14 protein-coding genes and 1 pseudogene are annotated in these 13,328 nt (G+C 70.2%); 13 read left to right on the top strand and 2 right to left on the bottom strand.

Going from position 1 to position 13,328, the window contains the following annotated elements:
• Window position 1: 1 nt before the first annotated feature.
• Window positions 2-1,165, bottom strand: a complete 1,164-nt coding sequence (locus ACH54P_RS16395) for an acyl-CoA dehydrogenase family protein (protein WP_489913579.1) — start codon at window positions 1,163-1,165, stop codon at window positions 2-4.
• Between the two features lie 70 nt (window positions 1,166-1,235).
• Between ACH54P_RS16395 and ACH54P_RS16390 the strand changes: the two genes are divergently transcribed.
• The 13 genes and pseudogenes from ACH54P_RS16390 to ACH54P_RS16330 all read left to right on the top strand — a co-directional run bounded on the left by ACH54P_RS16390 (window position 1,236) and on the right by ACH54P_RS16330 (window position 12,827).
• Entirely contained in the window at window positions 1,236-1,427 is a 192-nt protein-coding gene (locus ACH54P_RS16390) for a ferredoxin (protein ID WP_489913577.1), read from the top strand.
• A gap of 84 nt (window positions 1,428-1,511) precedes the next feature.
• A complete protein-coding gene (locus tag ACH54P_RS16385; RefSeq protein ID WP_489913575.1) occupies window positions 1,512-2,369 on the top strand; it encodes a 3-oxoacyl-ACP reductase in 858 nt (285 codons plus the stop codon).
• Window positions 2,366-3,124 (top strand): glucose 1-dehydrogenase, encoded by a 759-nt coding sequence (locus tag ACH54P_RS16380; protein WP_489913573.1) that lies wholly within the window; start codon window positions 2,366-2,368, stop codon window positions 3,122-3,124. Before ACH54P_RS16385 ends, ACH54P_RS16380 begins: the two co-directional genes overlap by 4 nt.
• Before the next feature lie 98 nt (window positions 3,125-3,222).
• Entirely contained in the window at window positions 3,223-4,011 is a 789-nt protein-coding gene (locus tag ACH54P_RS16375) for an MlaE family ABC transporter permease (RefSeq protein ID WP_013224299.1), read from the top strand.
• The gene (locus tag ACH54P_RS16370) at window positions 4,011-4,859 is read left to right on the top strand and encodes an MlaE family ABC transporter permease (RefSeq protein WP_489913571.1); all 849 of its coding nucleotides are present in this window, start codon (window positions 4,011-4,013) and stop codon (window positions 4,857-4,859) included. Before ACH54P_RS16375 ends, ACH54P_RS16370 begins: the two co-directional genes overlap by 1 nt.
• Window positions 4,856-6,190 carry an MCE family protein gene (locus tag ACH54P_RS16365; protein WP_489913569.1) on the top strand — a complete coding sequence of 445 codons (1,335 nt, stop codon included), beginning with the start codon at window positions 4,856-4,858 and terminating at the stop codon, window positions 6,188-6,190. Before ACH54P_RS16370 ends, ACH54P_RS16365 begins: the two co-directional genes overlap by 4 nt.
• Window positions 6,187-7,224 carry an MCE family protein gene (locus tag ACH54P_RS16360; protein WP_489913567.1) on the top strand — a complete coding sequence of 346 codons (1,038 nt, stop codon included), beginning with the start codon at window positions 6,187-6,189 and terminating at the stop codon, window positions 7,222-7,224. Before ACH54P_RS16365 ends, ACH54P_RS16360 begins: the two co-directional genes overlap by 4 nt.
• Window positions 7,221-8,291 carry an MlaD family protein gene (locus tag ACH54P_RS16355; RefSeq protein ID WP_489913565.1) on the top strand — a complete coding sequence of 357 codons (1,071 nt, stop codon included), beginning with the start codon at window positions 7,221-7,223 and terminating at the stop codon, window positions 8,289-8,291. Before ACH54P_RS16360 ends, ACH54P_RS16355 begins: the two co-directional genes overlap by 4 nt.
• Window positions 8,288-9,481, top strand: coding sequence for an MCE family protein (locus ACH54P_RS16350; RefSeq protein ID WP_489913563.1), 1,194 nt, complete (start codon window positions 8,288-8,290; stop codon window positions 9,479-9,481). The genes ACH54P_RS16355 and ACH54P_RS16350 overlap by 4 nt, the downstream gene beginning before the upstream one ends.
• On the top strand, window positions 9,478-10,641 hold the full coding sequence (locus tag ACH54P_RS16345; protein ID WP_489913561.1) for an MCE family protein: 1,164 nt from the start codon (window positions 9,478-9,480) through the stop codon (window positions 10,639-10,641). The genes ACH54P_RS16350 and ACH54P_RS16345 overlap by 4 nt, the downstream gene beginning before the upstream one ends.
• Window positions 10,638-11,870: an MCE family protein gene (locus tag ACH54P_RS16340; protein ID WP_489913559.1), complete on the top strand. Its 1,233-nt coding sequence runs from the start codon at window positions 10,638-10,640 to the stop codon at window positions 11,868-11,870. Before ACH54P_RS16345 ends, ACH54P_RS16340 begins: the two co-directional genes overlap by 4 nt.
• Window positions 11,867-12,349 (top strand): Rv1363c family protein, encoded by a 483-nt coding sequence (locus ACH54P_RS16335; RefSeq protein WP_489913557.1) that lies wholly within the window; start codon window positions 11,867-11,869, stop codon window positions 12,347-12,349. The genes ACH54P_RS16340 and ACH54P_RS16335 overlap by 4 nt, the downstream gene beginning before the upstream one ends.
• Window positions 12,346-12,827, top strand: a pseudogene (locus ACH54P_RS16330) (hypothetical protein). Before ACH54P_RS16335 ends, ACH54P_RS16330 begins: the two are co-directional and overlap by 4 nt.
• Here ACH54P_RS16330 and ACH54P_RS16325 read toward each other — a convergent pair.
• The gene (locus tag ACH54P_RS16325) at window positions 12,824-13,303 is read right to left on the bottom strand and encodes a hypothetical protein (RefSeq protein ID WP_489913555.1); all 480 of its coding nucleotides are present in this window, start codon (window positions 13,301-13,303) and stop codon (window positions 12,824-12,826) included. The pseudogene ACH54P_RS16330 and the gene ACH54P_RS16325 overlap by 4 nt on opposite strands.
• Window positions 13,304-13,328: the final 25 nt, after the last annotated feature.

The raw sequence follows: 13,328 nt of genomic DNA, 5'->3' as shown, positions 1-13,328 counted from the left end.
CCTAGCGCGTGACGGGCAGGCCGAGGGCGGTCGCGGCGATCATGTCCCGCTGGATCTCGTTGGTGCCGCCGCCGAAGGTGAGGATCAGCGCGGACCGGTGCAGCCGCTCGATCCGCCCGGCCAGCAGCGCGCCCGGCGAGCCTTCGCGGACGACGGCCGCCGCGCCGAGCACCTCCATCAGCAGCCGGTAGGCCTCGATCGCGAATTCCGTGCCGTACACCTTCGTCGCCGACGCCTCCGCCGGGCCGAGCTCGCTCGCCGCGGCCGCCCAGGCGATCCGCCAGTTCCGCAGCTTCAGGTACTCCGCGCCGGCGTGCACCCGCGCGAGGTGCAGCCGCACCCATTCGTGCTCGATGACGCCGGTCTCCTTCGCCCACGCCAGCACGTCGGCCAGGGCCTTGCGGACCGGCGCCGACGACGTCAGCGCGACGCGCTCGTGGTTGAGCTGGTTGGTGATCAGCGGCCAGCCCGCGTTCTCCTCGGCGACGCGCGCCGACACCGGCACCCGGACGCCGTCGTAGTAGGTCGCGCTCGTCCCGGCGCCCGCGACCGTGTGGACCTTCGTCCACGAAAACCCGGGAGAAGACGTCGGCACGATGAGGATCGACAGGCCGCGGTGCTTCTTCGCCGAAGGATCGGTGCGGACCGCGAGCCAGACGTAGTCGGCGTACTCGATCAGGCTGGTCCACATCTTCTGCCCGGTGACGACGTACTCGTCGCCGTCGCGCTCGGCGCGCGTCCGCAGCGACGCGAGGTCGGTGCCGGCCTCCGGCTCGGAGTAGCCGATCGAGAAGTGCAGCTCGCCGGCGGCGATCTTCGGCAGGTAGAACGCCTTCTGCTCGTCGGTGCCGTAGCGCATGATGGTCGGCCCGACGGTGTTCACCGTGAGGAACGGGACCGGCACCCCGGCGATCGCCGCCTCGTCGGTGAAGATGAGCTGGTCGAGCATCGGCCGGCCCTGCCCGCCGTGCTCCCGCGGCCAGCCCAGCGCCAGCCAGCCGTCCTTGCCCAGCTGGCGGACGATCTCCTTGTAGGCCAAGCCGTCGCCGTACTCGCCGCCGCCCGAGCGGAGGCCGTCGCGTCGCTCGGGCGTCATCAGCTCGGCGAAGTACTCCCGGAGCTCGGCCGCCAGCGCGCGCTGCTCCGGTGTGTAGTCGATCCGCACCCGTCACCCCGATCCGGCGTTATACTAGAACCTGTTCTAGTTGTACCAGGACTCACGCGGCGGAGGAAGCATGGAGATCGGGGTCGACCGCTCGCTCTGCGAGGCGAACGCGGTGTGCGTGGGGTTCGCGCCGGACGTCTTCGACCTGGACGACGACGAAGAACTCGTCATCCGGCCCGGCGCGGTGCCCGACGACCAGGTAGAACGTGTTTCCGATGCCGTCAAGGGCTGTCCGAAGAACGCCCTGTTCATCGTCGGTTAGCACCGTTCACTGAAAAGCTTGCTCTGAACGAGAACAGATTCTACTGTAGGTCGCCAGATCCGGGACTCGATGAGGAGGCCTCGCGTGAGCCTGACCGGCAGGACAGCGATCGTCACGGGCGCCGCCGCGGGACTGGGCCGGGCCGAAGCGCTCGCCCTGGCCGCCCGGGGCGCCACCGTCGTCGTCAACGACGTCAGCGAGCCGAAGGACGTCGTCGGCGAGATCGAGGCGGCCGGCGGCCAGGCCGTCGCGGTCGCCGGTGACGTCGGGGAGCGGGCCACCGCCGACGCGCTCGTCGGCGCCGCGCTCGACCTCGGCGGGCTGGACATCGTGGTCAACAACGCGGGCGTGCTGCGCGACCGGATGCTGTTCTCGATGTCCGACGACGACTGGGACACCGTGCTCCGGGTCCACCTGCGCGGTCACTTCCTGTTGTCCCGCAACGCCGCGAAGCACTGGCGCGACCGGTCCAAAGCGGACGGCAAGCCGGTGTACGGGCGGCTGGTGAACACGGCGTCCGAGGCGTTCCTCATCGGCTCGCCGGGCCAGCCCAACTACGCCGCGGCGAAGGCGGGCATCACCGCGCTCACCATGTCGGCTGCCCGCAGCCTGGCCAAGTACGGCGTCCGCGCCAACGCGATCTGCCCGCGCGCGCGGACGGCGATGACCGAGGGCGTGTTCGGCGCCGCTCCTGCCGACGGCGCCGATCCGCTCTCGGTCGAGCACGTCGCCCCGTTCGTCGCCTACCTCGCCTCACCCGCGGCCGAGCACGTCAACGGCCAGGTGTTCGTCGTCCACGGCGGCACGGTCGCCCTGGTCGAAGCGCCGCGGATCGAGCGGCGCTGGTCGCTCGACGAGCTCGAGACGTCCGTGAGCGCCTTCTTCGCCGACCGCGACCCCGGCCGGATGTTCGCCGCCACCGAAATCCTGGGAGAGTCATGAGGCTGGACGGGAAGATCGCCCTGATCACCGGCGCCGCGCGCGGGCAGGGCGAGGCCGCCGCCCGCGCGTTCGTCGCCGAAGGCGCGCGGGTGGTGATCGCCGACATCCTGGACGACGAGGGCAAGCAGCTCGCCGCCGACCTCGGTGAAAGCGCCGTCTACCAGCACCTCGACGTCGGCAGCGAGGACGACTGGGCTGCCGCGGTCGAGCGCGCCACCACCGAGTTCGGCGCGCCGGACGTGCTGGTCAACAACGCCGGCATCCTGCATTTCTCGGAGCTCGGCAAGACGACGCTTGCCGATTACGAACGCGTGATCCGGGTGAACCAGATCGGGGCGTTTCTCGGCATGCGCTCGGTCGTTGAACCCATGACCGCCGCCGGCGGTGGCTCCATCGTCAACGTGTCCTCTGTGGAGGGTCTGGCCGGGATGCCGTACCTCGTCGCCTACACCGCGAGCAAGTTCGCGATCCGCGGGATGACCAAGGTCGCGGCGATGGAGCTCGGCAAGAAGCACATCCGCGTCAACTCGGTGCACCCCGGCGCGATCGACACCAAGATGGTCGAGACCGCGGCGGGCGGCCAGAAAGTCGACATGTCGTACGTCGGGAAGAAGGTCGCCCTCCGGCGGGTCGGGCAGCCCGAGGACGTCGCCAAGCTGGTGTTGTTCCTGGCCAGTGACGAGAGCGCGTACTGCACGGGGGCGGAGTTCGTGGCGGACGGCGGGGCGACGGCGACGCATGCCCTCAACTTCTGAAGGAGAACTGCCGAAGCGTGAGTAAACACCGCTAACCAAAAGCGGGAACCGGGTGTGGAGAAGACTCGGAGGTCAATGGCGATCTACTGGGAGGTGTGGTGAGCGGAGGTACTGGCACGCTCCCGGGAACCGCGGCCCTGACCCAGGTCGGCCGGCTCGCGACGCTGTCCTGGGAAGTCCTGCGCGCGATCTTCAAGCGCCCCTTCCAGGCCCGCGAGTGGATCCAGCAGTGCTGGTTCTTCGCCAGCGTCACGATCCTGCCGACCGCACTGGTGGCCATCCCGTTCGGCGCGGTGATCGCGCTGCAGCTCGGCTCGCTGACCGCGCAGATCGGCGCCCAGTCGTTCACCGGCGCGGCCAGCGCGCTGGCGATCGTGCAGCAGGCCAGCCCGCTGATCACGGCGTTGCTGGTGGCCGGCGCCGGCGGCAGCGCGGTGTGCGCCGACATCGGCGCGCGCAAGATCCGCGAAGAGATCGACGCCATGGAGGTCCTCGGCGTCAACCCCATCCAGCGGCTCATCGTGCCGCGGGTGCTCGCCGCGATGGTCGTTTCGGTGCTGCTCAACGGCTTGGTCAGCGTGGTCGGCGTCCTCGGCGGCTACTTCTTCAACGTCGTCCTGCAGGGCGGCACGCCCGGCGCGTACCTCGCCAGCTTCAACGCCTTGGCCCAGGTGCCGGACCTCTGGGTCAGCGAGATCAAGGCGCTGCTGTACGGGTTCGTCGCCGGCGTCGTCGCCGCGTTCCGCGGGCTGAACCCGGCGGGCGGCCCGAAGGGCGTCGGCGACGCCGTCAACCAGGCCGTCGTGATCACGTTCCTGCTGCTGTTCCTGATCAACGTCGTGCTCACCGCGATCTACCTGCGGATCGTCCCGCCGAAGGCCATGTGATGACGGCGGAACCCCTCGACCGCGACCGGACGCTCGAGTACATCGCGCGCCCGGGCCAGAGCCTGGAAGGCCTCGGCAAGCAGCTCGCGTTCGCCGCGAAAGCGCTCGCCTGGTCACCGCGCACGATCCGCCGCTACAGCCGCGAAACGCTGCGGCTGCTCACCGAGGTCTGCTTCGGCACCGGGGGCCTCGCCGTCATCGGCGGCACGCTCGGCGTGATGATCGGGATGACGCTGTTCACCGGCCTCATCGTCGGCCTCCAGGGTTACTCCGCGCTCAACCAGCTCGGCACGGCCGCGCTGACCGGGTTCATCTCGGCCTACTTCAACACGCGCGAGGTCGCGCCGCTGTCGGCCGGGCTCGCGTTGAGCGCGACCGTCGGCTGCGGCTTCACCGCGCAGCTCGGCGCGATGCGGATCTCCGAGGAGATCGACGCGCTGGAAGTCATGGGCGTGCCGAGCATGCCGTACCTGGTCACGACCCGCGTGCTTGCCGGGGTGGCCGCGGTGATCCCGCTCTACGCGGTCGGCCTGCTCTCGAGCTACCTCGCCTCGCGGCAGATCACCATCTGGCTCTACGGCCAGTCCGCGGGCACCTACGACCACTACTTCACGCTGTTCTTGCCACCCGGTGACGTCCTCTGGTCGTTCGGGAAGGTGATCGTGTTCAGCGTGCTCGTGATCCTTTCCCACTGTTATTACGGCTTCAACGCCGGCGGAGGCCCGGCCGGGGTCGGCGTGGCGGTGGGCCGCGCGGTGCGGACGTCGATCGTGCTGATCTCGGTGCTGGACTTCTTCCTCAGCCTGGCGATCTGGGGGGCGAACACCACGGTGAGGATTTCCGGATGAGGCGCGAGCTCTGGCAGCGGCTCCGGTACCAGGTGCTGGGGCTGGCCTTCCTGCTCGTGGCCGCGTTGTTCATCGCGTTCACGCTGGCGGTCTACCACAAGGCTTTCACGCCGGTGACCCTGGTGAAGCTGGAGACCGACCGCGTCGGCAGCCAGCTGCGCACCGGCGGCGACGTCAAGGTCCGCGGCATGCTCGTCGGCGAGGTCCGCTCGGTGCTGGCGAAGGGCGACCACGCCGAGCTGGAGCTGGCCCTCGACCCGGACAAGACGTCCGTCATCCCGGCGAACGTGTCCGCGCGGCTGCTGCCGAAGACGCTCTTCGGCGAGCGGTACGTCGCCCTGCAGCTGCCCGGGAAGAAGGACCGGCCGATCCGGGCGGGAGACGTCATCCCGCAGGACCGCAGCAGCACCGCGATCGAGCTGCAGAAGGTCCTCGACGACGTGATGCCGCTGCTGCAGGCCGTGCAGCCCGAAAAGCTGTCGAGCACGCTCACCGCGGTGGCGACCGCACTCGACGGCCGCGGCAAGCAGCTCGGCCAGACCCTCGCCCAGCTGTCGGACTACCTCGGCAAGCTGAACCCGTCGCTGCCGGACGTCAAGGCCGACATCACCGGCCTGGCGAACGTGGCGGAGACCTACGACAAGGCCGCGCCGGACCTGCTGGAGGCGTTGTCCGACCTGACGACGACGAGCCGCACGATCGTCGAGCAGCGCGACCGGCTCAGCGACCTCTACGCCACCGTCACCGCGGCTTCGGTCGACCTCACGAGCTTCCTGCAGGTCAACAAGGACAACCTGATCCGGCTCACGACGGCGGTCCAGCCGACGCTGGACGTCCTCGCCAAGTACGCGCCCGAGTACCCGTGCCTGATGCGGCAGCTGGCCGAGTCGGTGCCGCGGGCGGAGCTGGCCTTCGGCAAGGGCACCGCGCACCCGGAGGTCAGCCGGGTCACCATCGAGTTCGCCGCGAGCCGCGGGAAGTACCTGCCCGGTGTCGACGAGCCGAAGTACGAGGACAAGCGCGGCCCGCGCTGCTACCCGACGGTCCCGAAGCCCGGGGTGTGGCCGCAGTACCCGCCCGACGGCGCGATCGAGGACGGCTCCAGCAAGCCGGCGCCGCCGAAGTCGCCGGGCGGCGAGCTGCCCGGCCCGGTCACCGCGGGCGGCGGTGCCGTCGGCGGGGACGGCTCGATCGTCGGGTCGGCCTACGAGGACGAGCTGATCGGCCTGCTCGCGTCGCCCGCGCTCGGTGCCGCGCCGGACCAGGTGCCCGGCTGGGCGGGCCTGCTCGTCGGGCCCCTGTACCGCGGGGCGGAGGTGGAGCTGAAGTGAGGAGTTTCGTCCCGTCCCTGGTGAAGCTGGCGGTGTTCGCCGTCGTCACCGTGCTGTTCACCGGGATCCTCGCGGCCACCATCGCGAACACGAACTTCGGCGAGACGCACGCCTACCTGGCGAAGTTCACCGACGCGTCCGGGCTCAAGGAGGGCGACGACGTCCGCATCGCCGGCGTGAAGGTCGGCCAGGTCGACTCGATCGGGGTCGTCGAAGGGGAGCGGAACCTCGCCGAGGTGCGGTTCGACGTCGAGCACGCCTACCGGCTGCCGGAGACGGTGACCGCGACGATCAAGTACCGCAACCTCGTCGGCCAGCGCTACCTCGCCCTCGGCACCGACGTTCCCGGCGACAAGGCCCTGCCGGACGGCGGCACGATCCCGCCCGAGCGCACCAAGCCCGCGCTGAACCTCACCGTGTTGTTCAACGGCTTCAAGCCGCTGTTCAAGGCCCTGAGCCCGAAGGACGTCAACCAGCTGTCGGCCGAGATCATCAGCGTCTTCCAGGGCGAGGGCGGCACGATCACCAGCCTGCTGCAGCACACCGCGTCGCTGACCACGGCGATCGCGAGCAAGGACCAGGTGATCGGCCAGGTGATCGCCAACCTCAACACCGTGCTCGGCACGGTCAACGCCCACGGCCCGCAGCTCGGCGACCTCATCGAGCAGACCCAGAAGCTCGTCAGCGGCCTGGCCGAGCAGCGCAAGCCGATCGGGGACGCGGTCAGCGCGCTCGGCGAGCTCGCCGTCTCGACCACCGGGCTGCTGGCCGACGCGCGCCCGGCGCTCAAGGACGACGTCGCCCAGCTCGGCGTGCTGTCGCAGAACCTCGGCGACTCGGGTGAGCTGCTCAACCACCTGCTCGAGGTGCTGCCGGGCAACCTGCAGAAGTTCACCCGGACCCTGAGCTACGGCAGCTGGTTCAACTACTACCTGTGCGGGATCACCGGCACCATCGGCATTTCCTCGCTCGACATCACGCTGCCGATCATCCCGATCCCGGGCACCCAGCGCGCGGAGAGGTGTGGCCCATGAGTCGGTTGGGGGGTCCAGGGGGGCCCCAGAAGACAGGGAAGCCGCTGAAGGAACGCAACCAGGCCGCGGTCGGCGCGGTCGCGCTCGTGCTGATCGTGCTCGTCACGGCCACGACGTACTTTTCCGACCAGCTCCCGTTCTTCGGCAACGGCACAACGTATTCGGCGTACTTCGGCGAGTCCGCCGGGCTGGCGCCGGACAACGAGGTCGAGGTCGCCGGCGTGAAGGTCGGCACCGTGTCGTCGGTGACCCTGGCGGGCAAGCAGGTGCTGGTGCGCTTCCGGGTGAAGGACGTCCGGGTCGGCGACGGGACCACAGCATCCATTGAGATCAAGACGCTGCTGGGGGAGAAGTACCTGGCGCTCGACCCGAAGGGCGCCGGCGCGCAGGAGCCGAACTCGACCATCCCGCAGGCCCGCACGCGCACGCCGTTCCAGCTGCAGGACGCCTTCGAGCAGCTGTCCACGACGGTCGGCGACATCGACACCAAGCAGCTGGCGGACAGCTTCAACGCCTTGTCCGACAGCCTCAAGGACAGCCCGCAGTACCTGAAGGACACGCTCAACGGGTTGTCGTCGCTGGCGAAGACGGTGTCCTCGCGGGACGCCGACCTGCACACGCTGCTCGCCAACACGAGCCAGGTCTCGAAGACGCTGTCCGACCGCAACGCCCAGCTGCAGCGCGTGATCAGCGACGGCAACCTGCTGCTCACCGAGCTGCAGAACCGCAAGACGGCGATCCACGCGCTGCTGACCGGCACCCAGCAGCTGTCGCAGCAGCTCACCGGGCTCGTCGAAGACAACCGCGCGCAGCTGAAGCCGACGCTGGACAAGCTGGGGAAGGTGACCGACATCCTGCAGCGCAACCAGGGCAACCTCGACAAGAGCCTGCAGCTGATGGCGCCGTTCGCCCGCGTCGGCGCGAACGCCACCGGCAACGGCCGCTGGTTCGAGGGCTACCTGTGCGGGCTGCTGCCGCCGACGATCACCGTGGGCGGGCTGCACATCAACCCCGAGGGCTGCACCCCGCCGATCGCGGCGCCGAACCAGGGAGTGGGCGGCCGATGACCATCCGCACCTACCGCGGGCGCAGCCTGGTGACGTGGCTGGCGTTCGCCTGCGTCCTGGCCCTGCTCCTCACCGCCGGGCTGTGGCTGGTGTTCCGGTCGTCGAACGGCACGAAGCTGTCGGCGTACTTCGGCAAGACCGTCGGGCTGTACGCGGGCTCGTCGGTGCGGGTGCTCGGCGTGCCGGTCGGCGAGGTCACCGATGTCACCCCGCAGGGTGACGCGGTGCGCGTCGACATGCGCGTCGACGACGTGCCGCTGCCGGCCGACGTCGGTGCGGTCGTCGTCGCGCCGAGCCTGGTCAGCGACCGGTACGTCCAGCTCACCCCGGCCTACGACAGCGGGCCGGTGCTGGCCACCGGCACGGTGCTGGCCAAGGACCGCACGGCCACGCCGGTCGAACTGGACGACCTGTACTCCAGCCTGGACGAGCTTTCGACAGCTCTCGGCCCGAACGGCGCCAACAAGGACGGCGCGCTGTCCGGCGTGCTCGACACCGCGGCGAAGACCCTGGCGGGCAACGGCGCTTCGCTGAACTCGACGGTGGGGCAGCTCGCCGACCTGGCGAAGACCTTGGACGGTTCGAAGGACGACCTGTTCTCGACCGTGCAGAACCTGAACTCCTTCACCGGCGCGCTCGCCCAGAGCGACCAGCAGCTCAACGAGTTCTACGGCCGCGTCGCCGACGTCAGCCGGTTCCTCGCCGCGGACTCCGCCGACGTCGGCGCGGCGCTGCAGTCCCTCGGGGGCGCGCTCGGCGACGTCCAGCAGTTCGTCAACGACAACAAGGCGGCGCTGGAGTCCAACGTGGACAAACTGGCGTCGCTGTCGAAGGTCCTGGTCGACCAGCGCGCCGCCCTCGCCGAGGTGCTCGACATCGCGCCGACCGGCGCCACCAACTTCATCAACTCCTACGACGCCGCGTCCGGCACGATCGCCGTCCGCGACAACCTCAACGAGCTCACGAACCCGCCGATCCTCACCGTGTGCCGGCTGATCAGCTCGTTCACGCCGAAGGAAGTCCCGGACGCGCTCGGGAACATCTGCAAGCAGCTGGCCCCGGTCCTGGACGGCGTGCTCAAGCTGCCGACGATCCCGCAGGTGCTCAACTCCCTGCAGAACGGCGAACTCCCGCCGCTGCCGCTGCCGCTCGTCGACGTGATGGAGCAGCTTTCGGGGGGTGCGAAGTGAACCGGCGGCAGCGGGTCGCCGGGGCACTCGCCGGCGTGCTCGTGCTGGCGGGCTGCAGCGACGGCGGCTTCAACGGCCTCTACGGCACACCGCTGCCGGGCGGCGCCGACGTCGGCGACCACCCGTACCACGTCACCGCGCTCTTCACCGACGTGCTCGACCTGGTGCCGCAGTCCAGCGTCAAGGTCAACGACGTCGCGGTCGGGCGCGTCGACAAGATCGCCCTGACCCCGGACACGCGGTCCGCGCTGGTGTCGATGACCGTCAACGGCGACATCACGCTGCCCGCCAACGCGCACGCCGAGCTGAAGCAGTCTTCGCTCCTGGGCGAGAAGTTCGTCGAGCTGAGCGTCCCCACGGCGGAACCGGCCACCGGTCGCCTGGGCGACGGCGCGCAGATCCCGCTCGGGCGCACCAACCGCAACCCGGAGGTCGAGGAGGTGCTCGGCGCGCTTTCCCTGCTGCTCAACGGCGGCGGCGTCGAGCAGATCCAGAAGATCAGCCACGAGCTCAACGACGCGCTGTCGGGCAACGAGCCGGAGATCCGCGCGCTCCTGTCCCGTGTGGACGAACTGGCCACCCAGCTGGACGGGCACAAGACCGAGATCCTCCGCGCCATCGACGGGCTCGGCAAGCTGTCGAAGACCCTGACCGGCCAGACCCAGAACCTGACGAACGCGCTCGACAACCTCGCGCCGGGCCTGAAGATCGTCACCGACCAGCGCGACCAGCTCGTGAGCATGCTCAACGCGTTGAACACCCTGTCCGGCGTCGCGGTGGACACCGTGACGAAGAGCCGCGACCAGCTCGTCGCGAACCTCAAGGCGCTGCAGCCGACGCTGACGAAGCTCGGCGAGGCGGGGCAGAACCTGCCGAACGCGCTGCAGATCCTGCTCACCTACCCGTTCCCGGACTACGCGGGCAACGTGATCAAGGGCGACTACGCGAACGTCGAGGCGAACGTGAACCTCGACCTGGACACGCTGATCCAGAACTTCACGAACTCTTCGCAGCCGCCGATCGCGCTGCCGCAGGGCATCGGTGGCCAGCAGGCGCCCGTCGCGCCACCGCTGCCCCTGCCCGACCTCGGTTCGGTCCCGCAGGCCGCGGGCCCGAACCTGCTGGGCGGGCTGCTCGGGCTGATCGGGGGCGGCCGGTGACCCGCAAGATCCGCATCCAGCTGTTCGCCTTCGTCGTCATCGCGGTGGTTTCGGTCGTCTACGCGGGCGGCCGGTACGCCGGGCTGGACCGGCTCTTCGGCAACCGCGGCTACGTCGTCACCGCGCAGCTGACCGACTCCGGCGGCGTCTTCGTCAATTCCGAGGTCGCCTACCGCGGTGTCACGGTCGGGCGGGTGACGTCGATGACGCTCACCGAGCACGGCGTCGACGTCGCCCTCGACATCGACGCCGGCGCGCCGGACATCCCGGCCGACGCGCACGCGCAGGTGGCGAACCGCTCGGCGGTGGGGGAGCAGTTCGTCGACCTGCTCCCGCAGCACGACGGCGGCCCGTTCCTGCACGACGGGTCGGTGATCACGGCCGACAAGACGTCGCTGCCGCCGTCGCCGGACACCGTGCTCAGCCACCTCGACGACCTCGTCGCGAGCGTGCACCCGGACTCGCTGCGGACGGTCGTCGACGAGACGTACGACGCGTTCGCGGGGTCCGGCCCGGAACTGCAGCAGCTGCTCGACAGCACCGGCTCGCTGACCGCCGTCGCCGCGCAGTACGTCCCGCAGACGCAGGGGCTGCTCGCGAACTCGCGGATCGTGCTCGGCACGCAGGAGCGGCAGGCGGCGAACATCACCGACTTCGCTTCGGGGCTTCGCACGATCGCCGGTCAGCTCAAGAAGTCCGATCCGGACCTGCGGCGGGTCGTCGCGGAAGCGCCGAAGCTGAGCCGCCAGATCAGTGACGTGCTGGCCGCGTCCGGCACCGACCTCGGCGTGCTGTTCGCCAACCTGCTGACCACCGCGCAGATCACGACGTCCCGCAAGGACTCGATCGAGGAACTGCTGGTCGCGTACCCGATCATTTCGGCGTTTTCGCCGTCGACGTCCCCGGACGGCACGGGGCACCTGGGCGTGGTGTTCAACTTCTTCGACCCGGCTTCGTGCACGAAGGGCTACGAAGGCACGAAGCAGCGTCCGGCGAACGACGAGACCGAGGCGCCGGTGAACATGAACGCCTACTGCGCCGAGCCGCCGGGCAGCCCGACCGGGGTGCGGGGGGCGCAGAACGCGCCTTACGCGGGGAAGCCGCCGGCCATCCCGGCCGCGCCCCAGCAGCAGGCCGCCTCTTCTTCGCCGGTGCAGCTGCCGGGGATGCTGAGCCTGCTGACCGGGCCCTCGGCGGGCGGGCTGGGCAAGCTGCTGGGCGCGCCGTGAGGGTTCTGGTGGTGGCCGCGGTGCTTTCCGTGCTGGCGGCGGCGTTTTCCGGCTGGACGTGGTGGCGCGCGGCGGCCGACGATTCCGCGGCCCGGGGCCGCGAGCGGGACGCGGTGCTGGCGGCGGCGGGCCCGGAGCTGGTCACGCTGAACACGATCGACTACCGGTCGGCGGGCGCGGACGTGGACCGCTGGATCGCGGCGGCGACGGGCCAGTACGGAAAGGACCTCGCGGGCGACCGCCAGCTGCAGATCGACCGGGCCACCACGGCCCGCACCGTCTCGACGGCGTCCCTGGTCCAGGCGGCGGTGACGGAGATCGACGTGGACGCGGGCAAGGCCCGGCTCCTGGCGGTGCTGGACGTGCGCGTTTCGACGGGCGGCGGCGCGGTTTCGCCGCGCCTGAACCGGCTGACGGTGGACGTGTCGCGGGCCGACGGCGGGTGGAAGATCGCGGGCGTCCAGGCGGCGGGCTCATGACCCGCATCCTGGCGGCGGTGGTGGCCCTGGCCCTGGGCTGCGCGGTGTGGTTCGGCATCGAGACGGCTTCCCTTTACCCCGGCGACAACCTGGCCCTGGTGGACCCGGCCGCGACGGCGTCGGTCTCCGCGGAGGTGAGCGACGCGGTGAAGGCGGTCTTCTCGTACGACTACGCGAACCTGGCCCGCACCGAGCGAGCGGCATCGGAGGTCCTGGTGGGCGACGCGGTGCACCAGTACGAAGCCCAGTTCACCGCGGCCCGCACCCGCGCGGCGGCGGAGAAGCTGATCCGCACGACCACGGTCCGGGCGATCGGGGTCCGGACGTTGCGGGGGACGACGCTTCGCTGTTGTTGTTCTTGGACCAGCAGACGGTGGCCCAGGGCGGGGGAGCACCGTCGTCATCGGTGGCCCAGCTGGCGGTGACGGCGAAGCGAGTGGACGGCCATTGGAAACTGGCGAGCTTGACGGCCCTTTAGCCGTCCCACACCGCCGCGCCCTGGCGCAGGACCTCCACCCCGGAGGGCGACGACACCGGCCACAGCTCCACCACGTACCGGTAGTGCTCCCCGAACTCGTGCTCGTTCCACGTGGCCGCCGGCGGCCCGGCCGGCACGTACGAAACCCGAGCCCGGTACAACCCCGGCCGCACCGCAAGAAACTTTTCCTGCGACGCGTAGTCCGCAGGCCCGGAAATCACGAGTTTCCCGCTCGGAACCGGAAGATCCGCTTCCACGACGTGCTCGGCGTCGGACACCAACGCAGGCGCCGAAGGCACGACCGTCACCGAAGACTCCACCAGGTCCGACCGCGCCGTCGCGATCGCGAGACCGCCCGGCTCCACCCCGATCCGGTGAGATTCCACGGCGAGCGCCGTCCAGCCGCTGCCCGTCAGGCGGGATGCCGAGTCCCGCAGCGAGAACTGCCGCTGGTCGGCGTGGACGACGAGGTGCACACCAACCACCCTAGCCAGGACCCGC

This window comes from Amycolatopsis sp. N2S4-7 (genome assembly GCF_058119595.1).
Note: the sequence above shows the minus strand (reverse complement) of the source record. Positions and strands in the feature narration are given on the sequence as shown.

Bases quoted from the DNA above. Each gene is read 5' to 3' on its own strand.
- ACH54P_RS16390 (WP_489913577.1), top strand. From the start codon at position 1,236: ATGGAGATCGGGGTCGACCGCTCGCTCTGCGAGGCGAACGCGGTGTGC.
- ACH54P_RS16380 (WP_489913573.1), top strand. From the start codon at position 2,366: ATGAGGCTGGACGGGAAGATCGCCCTGATCACCGGCGCCGCGCGCGGG.
- ACH54P_RS16370 (WP_489913571.1), top strand. From the start codon at position 4,011: ATGACGGCGGAACCCCTCGACCGCGACCGGACGCTCGAGTACATCGCG.
- ACH54P_RS16365 (WP_489913569.1), top strand. From the start codon at position 4,856: ATGAGGCGCGAGCTCTGGCAGCGGCTCCGGTACCAGGTGCTGGGGCTG.
- ACH54P_RS16355 (WP_489913565.1), top strand. From the start codon at position 7,221: ATGAGTCGGTTGGGGGGTCCAGGGGGGCCCCAGAAGACAGGGAAGCCG.
- ACH54P_RS16350 (WP_489913563.1), top strand. From the start codon at position 8,288: ATGACCATCCGCACCTACCGCGGGCGCAGCCTGGTGACGTGGCTGGCG.